The organism is Microbacterium sp. MDV22-iso44, from assembly GCF_058629135.1.
This window is the reverse complement of sequence record NZ_JBZVWS010000003.1, coordinates 462,528-478,185: the sequence shown is the minus strand read 5'-3', so window position 1 is coordinate 478,185 and position 15,658 is coordinate 462,528. Positions and strand designations below refer to the sequence as shown.

The 15,658-nt window shown below is 69.2% G+C and carries 13 protein-coding genes; 12 read left to right on the top strand and 1 reads right to left on the bottom strand.

Features of this window, described 5'->3' with window-relative positions; all coding sequences use genetic code 11:
• The first annotated feature begins 6 nt into the window (after positions 1 to 6).
• From AC4NN1_RS12530 to AC4NN1_RS12495, 8 genes are all read left to right on the top strand, one after another.
• Positions 7 to 1,278: a glycosyltransferase gene (locus AC4NN1_RS12530; RefSeq protein WP_491955492.1), complete on the top strand. Its 1,272-nt coding sequence runs from the start codon at positions 7 to 9 to the stop codon at positions 1,276 to 1,278.
• A 31-nt stretch (positions 1,279 to 1,309) separates the two neighbouring features.
• Positions 1,310 to 2,338, top strand: coding sequence for a GDP-mannose 4,6-dehydratase (gmd, locus tag AC4NN1_RS12525; RefSeq protein WP_336124687.1), 1,029 nt, complete (start codon positions 1,310 to 1,312; stop codon positions 2,336 to 2,338).
• Positions 2,323 to 3,318, top strand: a complete 996-nt coding sequence (locus tag AC4NN1_RS12520; RefSeq protein WP_491955491.1) for a GDP-L-fucose synthase family protein — start codon at positions 2,323 to 2,325, stop codon at positions 3,316 to 3,318. Before gmd ends, AC4NN1_RS12520 begins: the two co-directional genes overlap by 16 nt.
• 4 nt (positions 3,319 to 3,322) lie before the next feature.
• Positions 3,323 to 3,607 carry a Dabb family protein gene (locus tag AC4NN1_RS12515; protein WP_311870802.1) on the top strand — a complete coding sequence of 95 codons (285 nt, stop codon included), beginning with the start codon at positions 3,323 to 3,325 and terminating at the stop codon, positions 3,605 to 3,607.
• Positions 3,608 to 3,704: 97 nt separating this feature from the next.
• Positions 3,705 to 4,919 carry a hypothetical protein gene (locus tag AC4NN1_RS12510; RefSeq protein WP_491955490.1) on the top strand — a complete coding sequence of 405 codons (1,215 nt, stop codon included), beginning with the start codon at positions 3,705 to 3,707 and terminating at the stop codon, positions 4,917 to 4,919.
• Positions 4,920 to 5,041: 122 nt separating this feature from the next.
• Positions 5,042 to 6,550 (top strand): tyrosine-protein kinase domain-containing protein, encoded by a 1,509-nt coding sequence (locus tag AC4NN1_RS12505; protein ID WP_491955489.1) that lies wholly within the window; start codon positions 5,042 to 5,044, stop codon positions 6,548 to 6,550.
• A 3-nt stretch (positions 6,551 to 6,553) separates the two neighbouring features.
• Complete coding sequence (locus tag AC4NN1_RS12500; protein WP_491955488.1) at positions 6,554 to 7,435, top strand: hypothetical protein; 882 nt, start codon at positions 6,554 to 6,556, stop codon at positions 7,433 to 7,435.
• On the top strand, positions 7,435 to 9,132 hold the full coding sequence (locus AC4NN1_RS12495) for a hypothetical protein (protein WP_491955487.1): 1,698 nt from the start codon (positions 7,435 to 7,437) through the stop codon (positions 9,130 to 9,132). The genes AC4NN1_RS12500 and AC4NN1_RS12495 overlap by 1 nt, the downstream gene beginning before the upstream one ends.
• 1 nt (position 9,133) lies before the next feature.
• Here AC4NN1_RS12495 and AC4NN1_RS12490 read toward each other — a convergent pair whose 3' ends face one another.
• On the bottom strand, positions 9,134 to 9,484 hold the full coding sequence (locus AC4NN1_RS12490) for a response regulator transcription factor (RefSeq protein WP_020665451.1): 351 nt from the start codon (positions 9,482 to 9,484) through the stop codon (positions 9,134 to 9,136).
• Between the two features lie 107 nt (positions 9,485 to 9,591).
• Here AC4NN1_RS12490 and AC4NN1_RS12485 point away from each other — a divergent pair, with 107 nt between their 5' ends.
• The 4 genes from AC4NN1_RS12485 to AC4NN1_RS12470 all read left to right on the top strand — a co-directional run bounded on the left by AC4NN1_RS12485 (position 9,592) and on the right by AC4NN1_RS12470 (position 15,638).
• Entirely contained in the window at positions 9,592 to 11,238 is a 1,647-nt protein-coding gene (locus AC4NN1_RS12485; protein ID WP_491955486.1) for a sensor histidine kinase, read from the top strand.
• Positions 11,239 to 11,320: 82 nt separating this feature from the next.
• Positions 11,321 to 12,832 carry a sugar transferase gene (locus AC4NN1_RS12480; RefSeq protein WP_491955485.1) on the top strand — a complete coding sequence of 504 codons (1,512 nt, stop codon included), beginning with the start codon at positions 11,321 to 11,323 and terminating at the stop codon, positions 12,830 to 12,832.
• A 41-nt stretch (positions 12,833 to 12,873) separates the two neighbouring features.
• A complete protein-coding gene (locus AC4NN1_RS12475) occupies positions 12,874 to 14,511 on the top strand; it encodes a sensor histidine kinase (protein ID WP_491955484.1) in 1,638 nt (545 codons plus the stop codon).
• Positions 14,508 to 15,638, top strand: a complete 1,131-nt coding sequence (locus AC4NN1_RS12470) for a hypothetical protein (protein WP_491955483.1) — start codon at positions 14,508 to 14,510, stop codon at positions 15,636 to 15,638. The genes AC4NN1_RS12475 and AC4NN1_RS12470 overlap by 4 nt, the downstream gene beginning before the upstream one ends.
• Positions 15,639 to 15,658 lie beyond the last annotated feature (20 nt).

Sequence of the window (15,658 nt, the reverse complement as noted above, 5' to 3'; positions counted from 1 at the left end):
GAGAACATGTCGCGTCCCACCCCCGCAGTCACTGTACTGGGAGTGAACTACCCTCCCGAGCCGACCGGCATCTCCCCCTACACCGGAGCCATGGCACGTGGTTTGTCGAGGCGGGGATACCGGACGCACGTGGTCACGACGCATCCTCATTATCCGGAGTGGCGTGTGTCGGCAGGTTACGGGCAGTGGTCACGGAGGGAACATCTCGACGGCGTCGACGCCCTGCGGGTTCGCCACTACGTGCCGTCGAAGCCGAGCGGCATCCGTCGGTTGCTCTCTGAGCTCAGCTTCGGACTGCGTCTGCTCTTCGCACCTCTGGGTGGTCGCGACGCCGCCGTGCTCGTCTCGCCCGCCCTCTTCTCTTCGGCCCTCGCCGCGTTCCGGCTGCGGCTCTTCCGCAAGAAGACACCTGTCGTCGTCTGGGTGCAGGACCTCTATTGGCTCGGCCTGCGCGAGACCGGCCAGGACGGCGGCCTCAGCAGCAAGGTCATCAAGGTGACCGAGAAGTGGCTGCTCTCCACCGCCGACCGGGTCGTCGTCATCCACGACCGTTTCGCTGCCCGCGTCACCGACGACTACGGCATTCCGCCTGAACGCATCGACGTGGTCCGCAACTGGACCCACCTCGCCCCCACCGCCCCCGTCGACCGCAGCGTCGCGCGCGCCGCGCGCGGCTGGGGCAACGAGGTCGTCGTGCTCCACGCCGGCAACATGGGCATCAAACAGGGCCTCGGCAACGTCGTCGACGCCGCCCGGCTCGCAGAGGCGCAGGGCGCCCCCATCCGCTTCGTGCTCATGGGCGGCGGCGGCGAGCGCGACCGCCTCAAGGCCCTCGCCGAAGGCGTGTCGACCGTGCAGTTCCTCGACCCGCTGCCGGATGACGAGTTCTCGGCCGCCCTCGCCGCGGCCGACATCCTGCTCGTCAACGAGTACCCGGGCGTCAGCGAGATGGCCGTCCCCAGCAAGCTGACGTCGTACTTCTCCAGTGGCCGCCCCGTCATCGCCGCGACCGACAAGAACGGCATCACCGCCGACGAGATCCGCGCGGCAGGAGCCGGCGTCGTCGTCCCGGCGGCCAGCCCGCAATCTCTCCTCGACGCGAGCCTCGAGCTCGGCCGCGACCACGAGCGCGCCGAGCAACTCGGTCAGAGCGGCAAGCGTTACCGCGAGACGGTCCTCGACGAAACATTTGCGATCGACTCGTTCGCTACTCTTCTCCAAACGCTCATCGATGGAGACCGTGCGCGGCCTCCGCGTTCGGCCGTATCGACGAGCTGACGGCCTCGTTCAGCCCAGGGGGAACCACATCGTGACCAAGCGCGCTCTCATCACCGGCATCACCGGACAGGACGGCTCGTATCTCGCCGAACTGCTGCTGCGGAAGGGCTACGAGGTGCACGGACTCATCCGTCGCGCATCGACCTTCAACACGCACCGCATCAACCACCTGTACGTCGACCCGCACGACCCGAGCGCCAAGCTCTTCCTGCACTACGGCGACCTCAGCGACGGTGCCCGCATGGTCACCCTCATGAGCGAGATCAACCCCGACGAGGTCTACAACCTCGCCGCCCAGTCGCATGTGCGCGTCTCGTTCGACGAACCCGAGCACACCGCCGATACGACCGGCACCGGAACGATCCGGTTGCTCGAAGCCGTCCGCCTCTCGGGCATCAAGACGCGGTTCTACCAGGCATCCACGTCGGAGCTCTTCGGTGCCACTCCCCCGCCCCAGGGCGAGGACACCCCCTTCTACCCGCGGTCGCCCTACGGCGTCGCGAAGCTCTACTCGTACTGGATCGTGAAGAACTACCGCGAGGCGTACGACATGTTCGCCGTCAACGGCATCCTCTTCAATCACGAGTCGCCCCGCCGCGGCGAGACGTTCGTCACCCGCAAGATCACCCGCGCCGTCGCCCGCATCAAGGCCGGCGTGCAGAAGGACCTCTACCTCGGCAACCTCGAATCCATCCGCGACTGGGGCTACGCCGCCGAGTACGTCGAAGGCATGTGGCGGATGCTGCAGGCCGACGAGCCCGAGGACTTCGTCCTCGGCACCGGGGTCGGCTACACGATCAAGGACTTCCTCGAGACATCGTTCGGTCACGTCGGGCTCGACTGGCAGGAGTTCGTGAAGTTCGACGAGCGCTACCTGCGACCCACCGAGGTCGACGCGCTCATCGGCGACCCGTCGAAGGCCGCCGACAAGCTCGGCTGGGTTCCCACCATCCACGGGAAGGAACTCGCGACCCTCATGGTTGACGCCGACGTGGAAGCACTCGAAAAGGGTCCGGAATGGATCGACACCGTCAAGCTCGCCTCGTGGGGCACCGCGTGACCGGCGCGGTCGACGGCGTCACCTACACACCCGGCGCGCTCGACCGGGACGCGACGTTCTACGTCGCCGGCCACCGGGGCCTCGTCGGCTCCGCGATCGTCCGCAAGCTCGAAGCCGAAGGATTCACCCACGTCGTCGGCAAGACCTCCGCCGAGCTCGACCTCAAGAACCGCGACGACGTGTTCGCCTACATGGCCGAGATCAAGCCCCGCTACATCGTCCTCGCGGCGGCCAAGGTCGGCGGCATCCTCGCCAACAGCACCTACCCGGTCGACTTCCTCTCCGACAACATGCGGATCCAGACCAACGTGCTCGACGCGGCGCTCGCCCAGGATGTCGAGCGCGTCGCGTTCCTCGGATCGTCCTGCATCTACCCGAAGTTCGCCGAGCAGCCCATCCGCGAGGACTCGCTGCTCACCGGGCACCTCGAGCCCACGAACGACGCGTACGCGATCGCCAAGATCGCCGGCATCCTCCACACCCAGGCCGTGCGCCGCCAGTACGGGCTTCCGTGGATCAGCGCCATGCCGACCAACCTCTACGGGCCGAACGACAACTTCTCACCGAAGGGCTCGCACGTCCTGCCCGCCCTCATCCGCCGCTACGACGATGCCGCCAAGACCGGCGCCGACGCCGTGACCAACTGGGGCACCGGCACGCCCCGCCGCGAGTTCCTGCACTCCGACGACATGGCCGACGCCGTCCTGCACCTGATGGAGCACTACGACGGCCCCGACCAGGTCAACGTCGGCACCGGCAGCGACGTCACCATCCGCGAGATCGCCGAGACCATCGCCGACGTCACGGGCTTCACCGGCGACACCGAATGGGACACCACCAAGCCCGACGGCACCCCGCAGAAGCTCCTCGACGTCTCGAAGCTCGCCGACGCCGGCTGGACCGCGAAGATCAGCCTGCAAGAGGGCCTCGAGCGCACCGTCGCCTGGTACCGCGACCACGTCGACACGATCCGCGAGTAACCCGATGGCGTACCGCCACGTCGTACTCTTCCGCATCTACGACCACGTCGAAGAGCACGACGTCGCCGGTGCGATCGACCGGCTGCGCACGCTCGCCGACCTGCCCGGCATCGTCGACTGGCGGATCGCCCGGTCGGCCGACGAGCGCAAGGGCCGCGTCATCGTCGAAGAAGCCACGTTCGACGACGTCGACGCCTTCACCGCGTTTCGCGCGCACCCGCGCCATCAGGCCGTCGCCGCCGAGATGGCGGCGATCTCGGACTGGTGGATCGGCGACTACGACGCCTGAGCAGCGGTTCTTCGTTATCTCGCTCGGCTATTCCTTCGATCCCGCTAGTCTGATCACGCGCCGGGGGTGTGCGCTTCAATTACATGGGGGAAGTTCGATGGCCTATTCACGGCATCTCAGCGGTCCGAGCATCGTTACCGCACTACTGCTCACTTTTGGTGTCAGCACACCCGCGCATGCGGCGGCGATCTCGTCTTCAGGCGAGATCCGCTCCACCGCTACCGCCACAGCGGCTTCACTGCAGGCCAGCACGCCGGTCGTCACGGGGACCCCGAAGGTGGGTGTCACGCTCAACGCAGCCCCTGGCACCTGGACGAAGGGCACTGTGCTGACCTATTTGTGGCGCGCCGATGGGAAAGTCATCACCGGCGGTACCAAGAAGTCCATCAGCGTGAACGCAGGACATCTCGGCAAGAAGCTCACTGTCACCGTGACTGGCCGACAAAAGGGCTACACGACGGTTTCCCGGACTTCCAAGCCCACCAGTGCAGTCGCACCGGGAACACTCGTCACGGCAGCCCCTACGCATGCGGCATCGGCACGCGTGGGAGACACACTCCTCGCGAAGCCAGGCACGTGGAGCCCCGGGACCTCGCTCAGCTACCAATGGTTCTCAGGTACGAAGGCGATCGCGTCGGCGACGAAGGCCTCGTACTTCGTCAGCTCGAATTATCGTGGCGCCAAGCTGAGTGTGAAGGTGACCGGCAAGAAGGTGGGTTACTCCACTGCAACGAGGCAATCGACGTCGACAAGCGCCGTCCAGGGACCCACGTGGGCAACGACGAAGTACGGAGCGTTTGAGGAGCGTCGCGTCACCGGCAGCGGAGACGATGTGGTCATGCTGCCGACGGGCGCGAAGGCCGGCATCGTCATCGCTACCCACTCCGGGGATTCAAACTTCATCATCGAGTCGACGACGAATAGCGGCGAGTACGTGGGCCTGCTCGTGAACGAGATTGGAACCTACTCTGGAACGTCCGCCTTCGGGATCGACCCCTGGGCGGACGGCATCCCCAAGTACCTCGAGATCACCGCAGACGGCCCCTGGGAGATCACGTTCCGTCCAGTGTCCAAAGCTCCGACTCTGCCCTCGACGGGTCGGGGTGACGGCGTCTTCCAATACCTCGCCTCCGCGGCGACCACGATGACCATCACGCACCGGGGCGAGTCGAACTTCATCGTGGAGGCCTACAAAGGGTCCGACTGGGACCTCGTCGTGAACGAGATCGGCAACTACTCGGGCCGCAAACGTATTGCCGCCGGACCGAGCATCATCGTCGTGACAGCAGACGGATCCTGGAGCGTCCGCTGAAGCTGAGACCGACTCGCCCACCGCGAGCCGAGGTAGCCCGCGTGTCATCTGCCCGACACAGCCCTGTGGCAGACTGAGCCGCATTGTTCGCACGTCCGCCGGGCGTAGGCACGAGAGGCACCATGGAGCTCAGCGACTACATCCGCGTCCTCCGCAAGAACTGGCTCGTCATCGTGGTGCTGACGCTGGTCGGTCTGGGCGCTGCAGCCGCCTACTCGTTGACGCGCACTCCGGTGTACGAGTCGTCGAGCAGCGTCGCCGTCTCGACGCAGACCGGCGGCACGGCATCCGACATCCAGCAGGGTGCGAACTTCGCTCAGACGCGCATCAACACGTATGTCGGGCTCGTGACAACCCCGATCGTGCTCAACCCGGTGATCGCCGAGCTCGACCTGGGCGTCACCGCGCAGAGCCTCGCTCAGCAGGTCACCGCGTCGTCGGCGCTCAACACCACGATCATCACGATCACGGCATCCGATCCCGATCCGGTGGTCGCGGCGAACCTCGCCAATCAGGTCGCGGCGAGCCTGTCGACCGTCGTCCCCGAGATCGAGCCGCAGATCGAAGAAGGCGGCAGCCCGATCCGGCTCACCCGCGTCAGCGACGCGCAGCCCGCCCTCTCGCCGGCGAGCCCCAACGTGCCGCTCAACCTGGCGCTGGGTCTGCTCGTCGGCCTGGCCCTCGGCATCGGCATCGCGGTCCTGCGCACCGTGCTCGACAACAAGGTCCGTACCCCGCGGGATGCCGAGGCGATCACGTCCGCTCCCTCGCTCGGCGCGATCGCGTTCGACTCGAAGGCAAAGGAACGTCCGCTGATCGTGCACGCCGACCCGCTCAGCCCGCGCGCCGAGTCGTTCCGCGCCCTCCGCACGAACCTGCAGTTCCTCGATATGGGCGGCCGCGCGAGCTTCGTCATCACGAGCTCGGTGCCGAGCGAGGGCAAGTCGACCACGACCATCAACCTCGCGATCGCCCTCGCCGACGCAGGCAAGAAGGTCGCACTGCTCGACACCGACCTTCGCAAGCCCAAGGTCGCCGAATACCTCGGCATCGAGGGCGGCGTCGGCCTCACCGACGTGCTCATCGGCCGCACCCGCGTCGGCGACGTCATGCTGCCGTGGGGCGGGCGCAGCCTGTTCGTCTTGCCCGCCGGCAAGATCCCACCCAACCCGAGTGAACTGCTCGGATCGAAGCAGATGTCGACTCTGCTCGACGTGCTCGAACGCGACTTCGACGTCGTCCTCTGCGACGCCCCGCCCCTGCTGCCCGTCACCGACGCGGCGATCCTCGCGCGCGGCACGAGCGGCGCCATCCTCGTCGCCTCGGCCGGCAAGGTCACCCGCCACCAGCTCGAAGGCGCCGTCGAGGCGCTGCACACGGTGGGCGCGAAGGTCGCCGGCTTCGTCATGTCGATGGTGCCCACCCGCGGACCCGACTCGTACTACAGCGGGTACGGCTATGGGTACGGGTACGGTGCCTACGGCTACACGCAGGAGCAGCCGAAGGCCGCCCGCGGCCGCAAGCGCAAGACGCCCGTCGCCGTCGTCCCCGACACGGCGCCCGCCTTCGGCGAGATCGGCATCGACTCGCGTCGCGGCGCGCGGGATGCCGGCGACGCCGCCGCCCGCTGAGTCATGGCACGCCGCTCGCCCGTCCGACGCGGGCTGCCCTCGATCGTCGTCGCGCTGCTCGTCGTCGCGTTGACGGTCGCCGTCGGCGCCCTCGTCGTGCTGGCCCTGCAGCGCAGCCAGGGCGACGGCGTCGACCCGGCGACGCGTCCGGCACCCACCGTCGGCCTCACTCCCCCGGCGTCCTCACCGTCACCCTCGGCGAGCGCCGCCGCGATCGCACCGCCCGACGCCGACGAACGGTTCCTCGCCGTCAACGCCGACATGATGTGGCGCGCCACCGCGGGCCGGTGCGACGGCCCGGCACCCGTCGTCGAACGATCGGATGACGACGGTGACACGTGGGTCGACGTCACCCCCACCTACCGCGACATCAGGCAAATCCGCGCCCTGACGCCGTTCGCCGAGGCCCAGGCCGACCTCGTCGCCGACCTCGACGACGGCTGCGAGACCCAGGCTCTGCGCACGTTCACCGAAGGCACGTTCTGGTCGCCGTACGACGACCTGCTGCCGGCATCCGCCTACATCACCGGCGACAGCGTGGTCATCGACAGCACCACCGTCGACGCCCCGTGCGCGCAGCCGTGGGGTCTTCGCACATCGAGCGGCACCGCGGCGTTCATCTGCGACGGCACGGCGTACGGCGTGTCCGATGGCGAGACCACCGAGATCGGCACCGGGGTGATCGCCCTCGATGTGCTCGACGGCGACATCGTCGGCGTCGCTACGAGCCCCGACTGCGACGGCATCCAGGTCGCGACACTCGCCCCCGAGAGCGCACCCATCGACTGCCTCACCACCGACGCCACCGGACCTGTCGCCCTGGCCCTCACGAGCGATACCGTGCGGGTGTGGGTGGGAGATCAGCTCCTCAGCACGACACGCTGATGGGAAGAGTACGACGCGTCTGGCGGACGCTGGGCGCGACGTTCGTCAGCGGTGAGTACTTCAGCCGCTGGTCGCTGATCCTCGCCCTCGCCGTCGGAGTCCTCCTGAGCGTGCCCAGCGTCGGCGACCCCTCGTTCCTCGGCTATCTCCGCGGCGTCGCCGTGGCGGCGCTCGGCTCGCCTCCGCTCATCGCGATCGGCTTCGCGTCGACCTGGGCCGAGCGGCGCCTCGAGCGGCCGGCGGCGAGGGCATGGGCGATCATCGGAGCGATCGTCCTGATCTCCGGCATCCGGCCCTTCGTCAACGACGGCATCAGCACCCTCGTCTTCGGCACCTCCACCGGCGGCAATTGGCCGAACCGCATCACCACCAACCTCGTCACGTGCGTCGCCCTGTTCACGGCGTGCGCGGTGGCCATCACCTACCAGCGTCGGCTGCGGGCGACGACGACCCGCCTACAGCTCGCCGGCGCCCAGATGCGCGCCGCCATCGCCGAGGTGAATCGGCTGCGTACCGACGGCGACGCCGAGCGCGACCGTCTCGTCGCCGAGCTGCGCGCATCGCGCGACGATCTGCTGGGCCGTCCGGTGACCTACGACGCGGTCCGGGAGTACTCCGACCGGGTGCGGGCCGCGTCGCACGCGCTCGACGCCGTGCGCACCGCCCCCACGCCCCGCTCGCCCGCTGACGTCAGCGTCGGCGAGGCCCAGCGCGTCCCGCTCGTCGGACGACTCGGCAGGACCCCCCTGCTGACAGTGGGCCTCACGTACGTCGGCGCGACGCTCCCGTTCGGCCTCGCCCACGGCGGACCGTCGGTCGCCCTCACCGCGATCCTCGTGTGCGCGGCGCTCGACCTCGTCGCCTCGGCGATCATCCGATCCACCCGCCGGCTGCGTCCACGCCTGCGCGGCGCCGTCTTCGTCGCCACCTGGCTGGCCGTGGGCGTCGGCGTGATGGCGCTCTCGTTCGCCCTCATCCCGAGCGTCGGTTCACTCGGGCTCGTGCCTCTCGTCGCGGTCCCCCTCGTCGCCGTCATCATCAGCGTGTCCGTCGACGCGTACCGCCGCGCCCGCGCCGAGGAGGAGCGCGCCACGACCGTGCTGCTCGACTCGGCGCGCACCCTCGCCGCTGAGGTGGATGCCGCGCAGCTCCCCCTGCGCCGCGCCACCGACCTGCTGCACGGCCGCTTGCAGGGGCGGTGCGTGATCCTCGCCGCGCACGTCGACGAGAACCCCGCCGACGAGCAAATGCTCGCCACCTTCCGGGCGCAGACCGACGAGATCTTCGACCAGGTGAGCACCGCGGATGCCCCGGCCGCAGTCGACGCCGAGGACATCCACGACCTGGTACGCGCGTGGTCGGTCGTCATGGACGTCTCGCTCGCGATCCACGACGACGCCCGCGCGAGCCTCGACGACGCGATCGTCGGCGAGGCGGTCACCAGCCTCGTCAACGAGGGACTCGTGAACGCGGTCAAGCACTCCGGCGCCCGGTGGGCCGAGGTCGCGATCGAGCGCGTCGACGATCAGCTCAGCGTGCGCGTCGGCAGCCCCGGCATCCTTCGCCTCACCGGCGCGCCCGGCGGAGAGCACGTGACGGGCATCGGCACGCGAGGGGCGCGGACCACCCTGCGGCAGAGAGGTGACCGGGTCGTCCTCGAAGGCGAGTTCGCCGTCCCGGTCGCGCAGGCCGGCTGAGTCAGCCGGCCTGGAGCAGCGTGGCCACGCGCTCGCGCAGCTGACGCGGCGTGAACGGCTTCACGACGTAGTCGTCGACACCGGCAGCCTGCGCCTGGGCGACATCCTGCGGCGAGGAACGCGCCGTCAGCATCATGATGCGCGTCGACGAGAACTCCGGGTCGGACCGCAGCGTCGAGCACACTTCGATGCCCGTCTTGATGGGCATCATCCAGTCGAGGATCACCATGTCGGGATGCTTCTCGTAGGCCAACTCGAGGCCGGCGCCGCCGTCGTGGGCCACCTCGACGTCGTGCCCGACGGAGGCGAGGACGTGGGTCAGGAGCGAGGCGACGTCCACGTCGTCTTCCACCACAAGGACTCGTGACACCGAGCACCCACCTTGTTTTCGCTAGTCGATCGAGACACCGACTGTTCCGTGAGACTATACGCGACACACACGCGCTGTACGGTGTACGCGTGACGACTCCGACCGCAGCGGGGAAGGCGCCTTCCCCGGCGTCGTCCCGGTCGCGGCGCTGGTGGTTCTGGATCGCCACCCCCGTCGTCATCATCGCGCTGGGCATGGTCGGCCTGACCCTGCAGGCGCCGGGCCTCCCGATCGCCTGGTGGTGGCCCGCCGCGGGCGCCTCCGCGTGGTTCGCGCTCCGAGCCAAGCCCGGCGAGCGGCGGTGGGCCCTGCTCGCCACCTTCGTCGCCACTTCGGCGAGCAACGCCCTGGTCGGCAGGCCTTGGTCGGTGGCGTTGCTGTACGGGTTCTGCAACACGATCGAGATCGCCGTCCTCCTCTCGGTGCTCGGACGCCACGACGACGGCTTCCGCCTCACGACCCTCACGCGTGCCGTGCGGTTCGTCGCGGCATCCCTCGCCGGAGCGGCGGCGTTGGGCCTGACGATCGCGACGGCCGGGTCGCTGCTCGTCGGGTCGTCGTTCGGCCCCGTCGCCCTCGTGGCCTTCGCTTCGCACAGCTCCGCGACCATGCTGATCGGCGCACTCGCGGTCCTCCCGCCCCGCGAAGGCCGCCCGCCACAGGCCGGCGAGCTCGCCGCACACGCCGCCGTCACAGTGCCCACGCTCCTCTTGACGTTCGGACCCGGCGGAGCGACGAACCTGAGCTTCCTCGTCTTTGCTGTGCTCGCTGCGGGGTGCCTGCGCTTCCCCCTGCGCACCGCGATCCTGCAATCGCTCATCATCTCCATCGCCGCGCTGCTGCTCGCCCTCACCGCCGGCGGCTCGTTCGGCTTCGACCTCGCCGCGTCCCGAATCGGGCCGGTCGACCTCGTCATCTTCATGAGCACGGTGGGCGTGTTCACGCTGCTCGTCTCCGTCGCGCGCTACGAGAGCCGCGCGAACGCGGCCCTCGCCCTGCAGGCTGCCGAAGACGTGGCCCAAGCCGAGCGCGCCCGCGTCGCCGCCCTCGCCGCACAGCTCGAACTGCAGCGCCAGCGCGAGGACTTCGCGACCACCACCAGCCACGAGCTGCGGACGCCGCTCACGAACATCGTCGGCTACACCGACCTGCTGCTCGACACCGACATCGACGACCAGCAGCGCGGGTGGATCGCAAAGGTCCGCCGCGGTGCAGACCGCCTGACGACGCTCGTCGACGGCCTCATCGAGTCGCGGGAGGCGAGCACCTCCGACGCGGTCGCCGTCGACCCCCTCATGGAGCGGGTGAGGGCCGCCTTCGCGACGGATGCCGCCGCCCGCCACGCGTCCATCGTCACGGTGGCCAGCGGCCTCGTCGCCCGCGCGGCCCCCATCGACGTCGAACGCGCGCTGACCTACCTCGTCTCGAACGCCGTCACCTTCGCCGAGAACGGCACCATCGCCGTCACCGCCTCACGCATCGACGGCGACATGTGGATCACGGTCACCGACGACGGCCCCGGGATGTCGCCCACGACTCTGCAGCACGCCTTCGACCGGTTCTACCGCGGCCCCGAGGCCGAGGGTCGCGGGGCGGGCGGACTGGGCCTCGGTCTCGGCAGCGCCCGCGACCTCGCCCGCCGCAACGGCGGTGACGTCACCCTCTCGTCCGACGTGGGCCACGGCGTCTCGGCGGCGCTCCGCCTGCCTGCGCTGATAGACGGTGGCGCTGTATGACCGGTTGGACACACGAGCGTCACACGCTGCTGGTAGTTTCCGCGAAAGGGGAGTTTCACGTCTCGCGGGGAGTGGCGAAACGATGGCGATCACGGTGACATCGAAATCTACGGACAGTGACGAGAAGGCCTCGGGCGCGCGTCACGACGAACCCGTCAAACGCTGGCGCCGCACCTACGCCCGGCGGCTGTGGGTCAGCGACCTGCTCGTCCTCATCTGGGTCGTCTACGGCACGCAGCTCGCCTGGTTCGGCCTCGGCGCGGCCGACCTCGCAATCCAAGCGGGGCGCGTCGCCGGAGAGGTCTCGTACTGGGGCTTCTCGACAGCCCTCATCCTCCTGTGGATGCTCACCCTCAGCCTCGCCGACACCCGCGACCACCGGGTCATCGGTGCCGGCTCGGCCGAGTACGCCCGCACCGCCCGTTCCAGCGTCACGCTCTTCGGCGTGATCGCGATCGTCGCGTTCCTCACCCAGACCGAGGTCGCCCGGGGCTTCCTGCTGATCAGCCTGCCCCTCGGCATCCTCATCCTGCTGTTCGAACGCTGGCTCTGGCGCCAGTGGCTCATCGCCCAGCGGCGCAGCGGCGCGTTCTCGGCCCGCGTGCTCCTCGTGGGGTCGCGGCGCTCTGTCATCGACATCGCCAACGAGCTGCTGCGGACGCCGAGCGCCGGCTACTACGTCGTCGGCGCCTGCGTGCCCGGCGGCGCCGTCGCCGACACGATCGAGGGCACCGACATCCCGATCATCGGATCGATCTCGGCGCTCGGCGACGCGATGGCGGCGACCTCTGCCGACACCGTCGTCATCACGAGCACCGACGAGCTGCCCGCCGACAAGGTGAAGGAGATCTCCTGGGGCCTCGAAGCGGGGCGTCAGCACCTCGTCATCGCGCCCGGCATCGCCGACATCGCCGGCCCCCGCATCAGCAGCCGGCCCGTCGCCGGCCTGCCCCTGCTCCACGTCGAGACGCCGCGCTTCAGCGGCGGCCAGCGCGTCCTGAAGCGCGTCATGGACGTCAGCGCCGCCTCGATCGGCGTCGCCGTCATCAGCCCGCTCCTCGCCTTCCTCGCCATCTCGATCCGGCTCTCGAGCCCGGGCCCCGTGCTGTTCCGACAGACGCGCGTCGGCCACGGCGGCCGCGAGTTCACGATGCTGAAGTTCCGCTCGATGGTGACCGACGCCGAAGACCGGCTCGCCGCACTGATGGAGCAGGACCGGGATGCCGGCAATGCGGTCCTCTTCAAGATGAAGCACGATCCGCGGGTCACCCCCATCGGGCGCATCATGCGGCGACTCAGCCTCGATGAGCTTCCCCAGCTGTTCAACGTGATCGGCGGGTCGATGTCGCTCGTCGGGCCGCGCCCGCCCCTCCCCCGCGAGGTGGAGCTCTACGCCGACCACGTCCACCGGCGTTTCCTCGTGAAGCCCGGCATCACGGGCCTGTGGCAGGTCAGCGGCAGGTCGTCGCTGTCGTGGGAGGAATCGGTGCGCCTCGACCTCTCGTACGTCGAGAACTGGACCCTCGTCGGCGATTTCGTCATCCTCGTCAAGACGGCGCGTGCCGCGCTCGCTCCGGGAGACACCGCTTTCTGACGCCCGTGCGCAATCCGTGCCACACTGGCGGCGGAGCCCTTATGCCGACGATCGAAAGCCGCTGGGCCGACAGTCAACTGATCGGCACCCGTGTGCGCTCGGTGTGGCAGTGGCAGCTGATCTTCACGTTCAGTGTGGTGGCCATCAGCGTCGCCGTGGGCGTCCTCGACGTCAGCCTCCTCGCGACGCCGGGATACCTCGTCGGCATCCTCGTCATCGTGATCGCCTCGATCACGACCCTCGTCACGCCATGGGCACGCACCTCGAAGCACTCCGCCTTCGTGCTGCCACTCGTCGACATCGTCGCCATCGGATTCCTGAGCCTCAGCCAGCCGAGCCTCGGCTACCTGTGGGTGTTCCCGATCGCGTGGATCGCGACGTATTACGGCACCGTCGAGATCGTCACCTCGCTGAGCGCCGTCGCGCTCATGAACCTCACAGACCCGTCCCACTGGGACTTCTCGGCTGCTGTGCTCGTCGACCTGCTGATCATCCTGCTGGCGCTGGCGTTCCTCGCGATCACCATCTCGGTCGGCTCCCAGCGCACCCGCGCGTTCCGCGACCTCGCGCGCAATCAGGCCCGCCGTCTGTCCACCACGGTCCACCGCGTCCAGTCCGCCGAACAGCGCGTGAACGCGGTCTTCGACTCCATCTCCGTCGCCCTCGCACGGGTCGCCCCCGGGGGAGAGATCGTCTCGGCGAATGCCGCCTACCGATCGCTGTACTCCCTCGACACCCAGGATCTGCGCTTCCCGGTCGGCGGCGCCGTCGAGTACACCGGCTACCGCGGTCGCGCCCTGGCCCCCTCCGAGACCGCGATCGCCCGCGCCGGTCGCGGCGAGACCGTCTCGGGCGAGCGGCTGTGGCTCTTCGACCGCACCGGCACCTGGCGCGCCCTCGGGCTCTCGATCCGCCCCGCCGGCGCCAACTCCCTGGGAGAGGAGACCTTCGTCGTCGAGCTGGAAGACCTCACAGCGGTCGCCGACGCGCAGCGCGAGCGCCCCCACGTCACCCGGGTCGTCGCCCACGAGCTGCGCAACCCGCTGACCGCGATCCTCGGGCACGCCGACCTTCTTCTCGAAGGCGACCCGCTGACCCCCGCGCAGCGCGACCACGTCGACGTCATCGAGTCCGCGAGCGAGCGCATGCTCACCCTCATCCAAGGCCTGCTGGCGCAGTCGACGGATGCCGACGACCCCCGCGCCCGCTTCGACGTCGCCCAGCTGGTCACCGCATCGATCGAGGCGTTCGAGCCGGCGGCATCCGCCTCCGCCCTGACGATCGATGCCGTCGTGGCGGGCCCGATCGAGGTCGACGGCGACGAGTTCCGCCTGCGGCAGGTCATCGACAACATCATCAGCAATGCGATCAAGTACAGCGACCGCGGAACGCTCCGCGTCGTGGCCGCCGTCGACGAGGACGGCTGGGGCGCCGTGACCGTCGCCGACGAAGGCATCGGCATGTCGCCCGACGACGTCGAACGGGTGTTCACCCCGTACTTCCGTGCGCAGGCCGCGCAGGAAGGCGGCGTGCCGGGCACCGGGCTCGGCATGGGCATCGCGCGCGAGATCGTCGAAAGCCACGGGGGTAGCATCACGGTGGAGAGCGCACTCGGACACGGGACGACCGTCACGGTCCGTCTGCCCGCCGCAGGCCGCGAAGAGGGGGACGAGCGATGACGCACATCGATGTGACGATCGTCCTCGTCGCGATCGCCACCACCTGCACGATCATGATGATCGGCCTCGGCTTCCTGCCGTTCCCCGGGCGCGCGGCATCCATCTGGTCGGCGGGCTTCGCGCTGGCGATGCTCAGCTGCTACCTGCTCGTCGCGGCCGACCAGATCGGTTCCGAGCCGTTGCGGGGAGCGGCACACGGGCCGATCCTGTGCGCCGCCGCCTACACATGGGTCGGCCTGCGGGCGCGACGCGGGCGTGAGCCGATCATGCTGATCCCGACGATCGTCGTGTTCAGCGCCTTCACCATCGCCTTGGGACTCGCCGCGGAGACCCCTGCCTACGGTCCCCTCTTCCGCCTCGCCTTCTTCATGGCGGCCGTGACGGGAGGGTTGACCGCGTGGGAGCTGCTGAGGCTTCGCAAGGCCGAGAGGGAGATGGCACTGCCTCTGCTCGTCGTCTCGTTCGGCTTCGTGGGCCTGGCCGTCGTCGTCGCGGTCGACGGCGTGATGCGGCTCGCTCGGGGCGCGATCGGCCAGACCGAGTCCGATATGAGGGACCTCTACGACATCAACGAACTCGTCGCCCTGCTCTACTTCGTCTGCGCGCTCGTCACGCTGCTCTACCTCGTGCGCCGCGGCGCACCGAAGCCCGAGCACCAGCAGACGGTCGACTTCTTCAGCATCGCGCGCGACCGCCTCTCACGCGCGAAGAAGGCCGACGATCGTTGGTGGTCGCTGATCGATGTGCGCCTCGACGACCCGACCGAGCTCCTCGAGGCCTCGAGCGGCCGGGCCTTCCAGCGCATCTCCGCGCGCTTCGTGAGCGACATCCGCGACGTCATGCCGCCCGAGGCCGACGTCCATGTCGTGTCGCCGACGCAGGTCCTCGTCCTCCTGCCGCGCCCCGACACGGCCGTGCGGGGCTACCTGTCCCGACTGCTCGAGCAGATCGGCACGCTCACCGACCAGTCGTCCGTCCCCATCCGCCTCTCTGCGAGCATCGGGGTCGCAGCGGCACCGCTCGCCGACTACGACCTCGACAAGCTCTGCGCCGCGGCGGCCGACGCCGCCGCGCACGCGCAGGTCTCGGGTGGCGACAGGTGGGAGCGCGCGGTGTTCGCGCCCTGATCTCCGATCCCCGACACCTG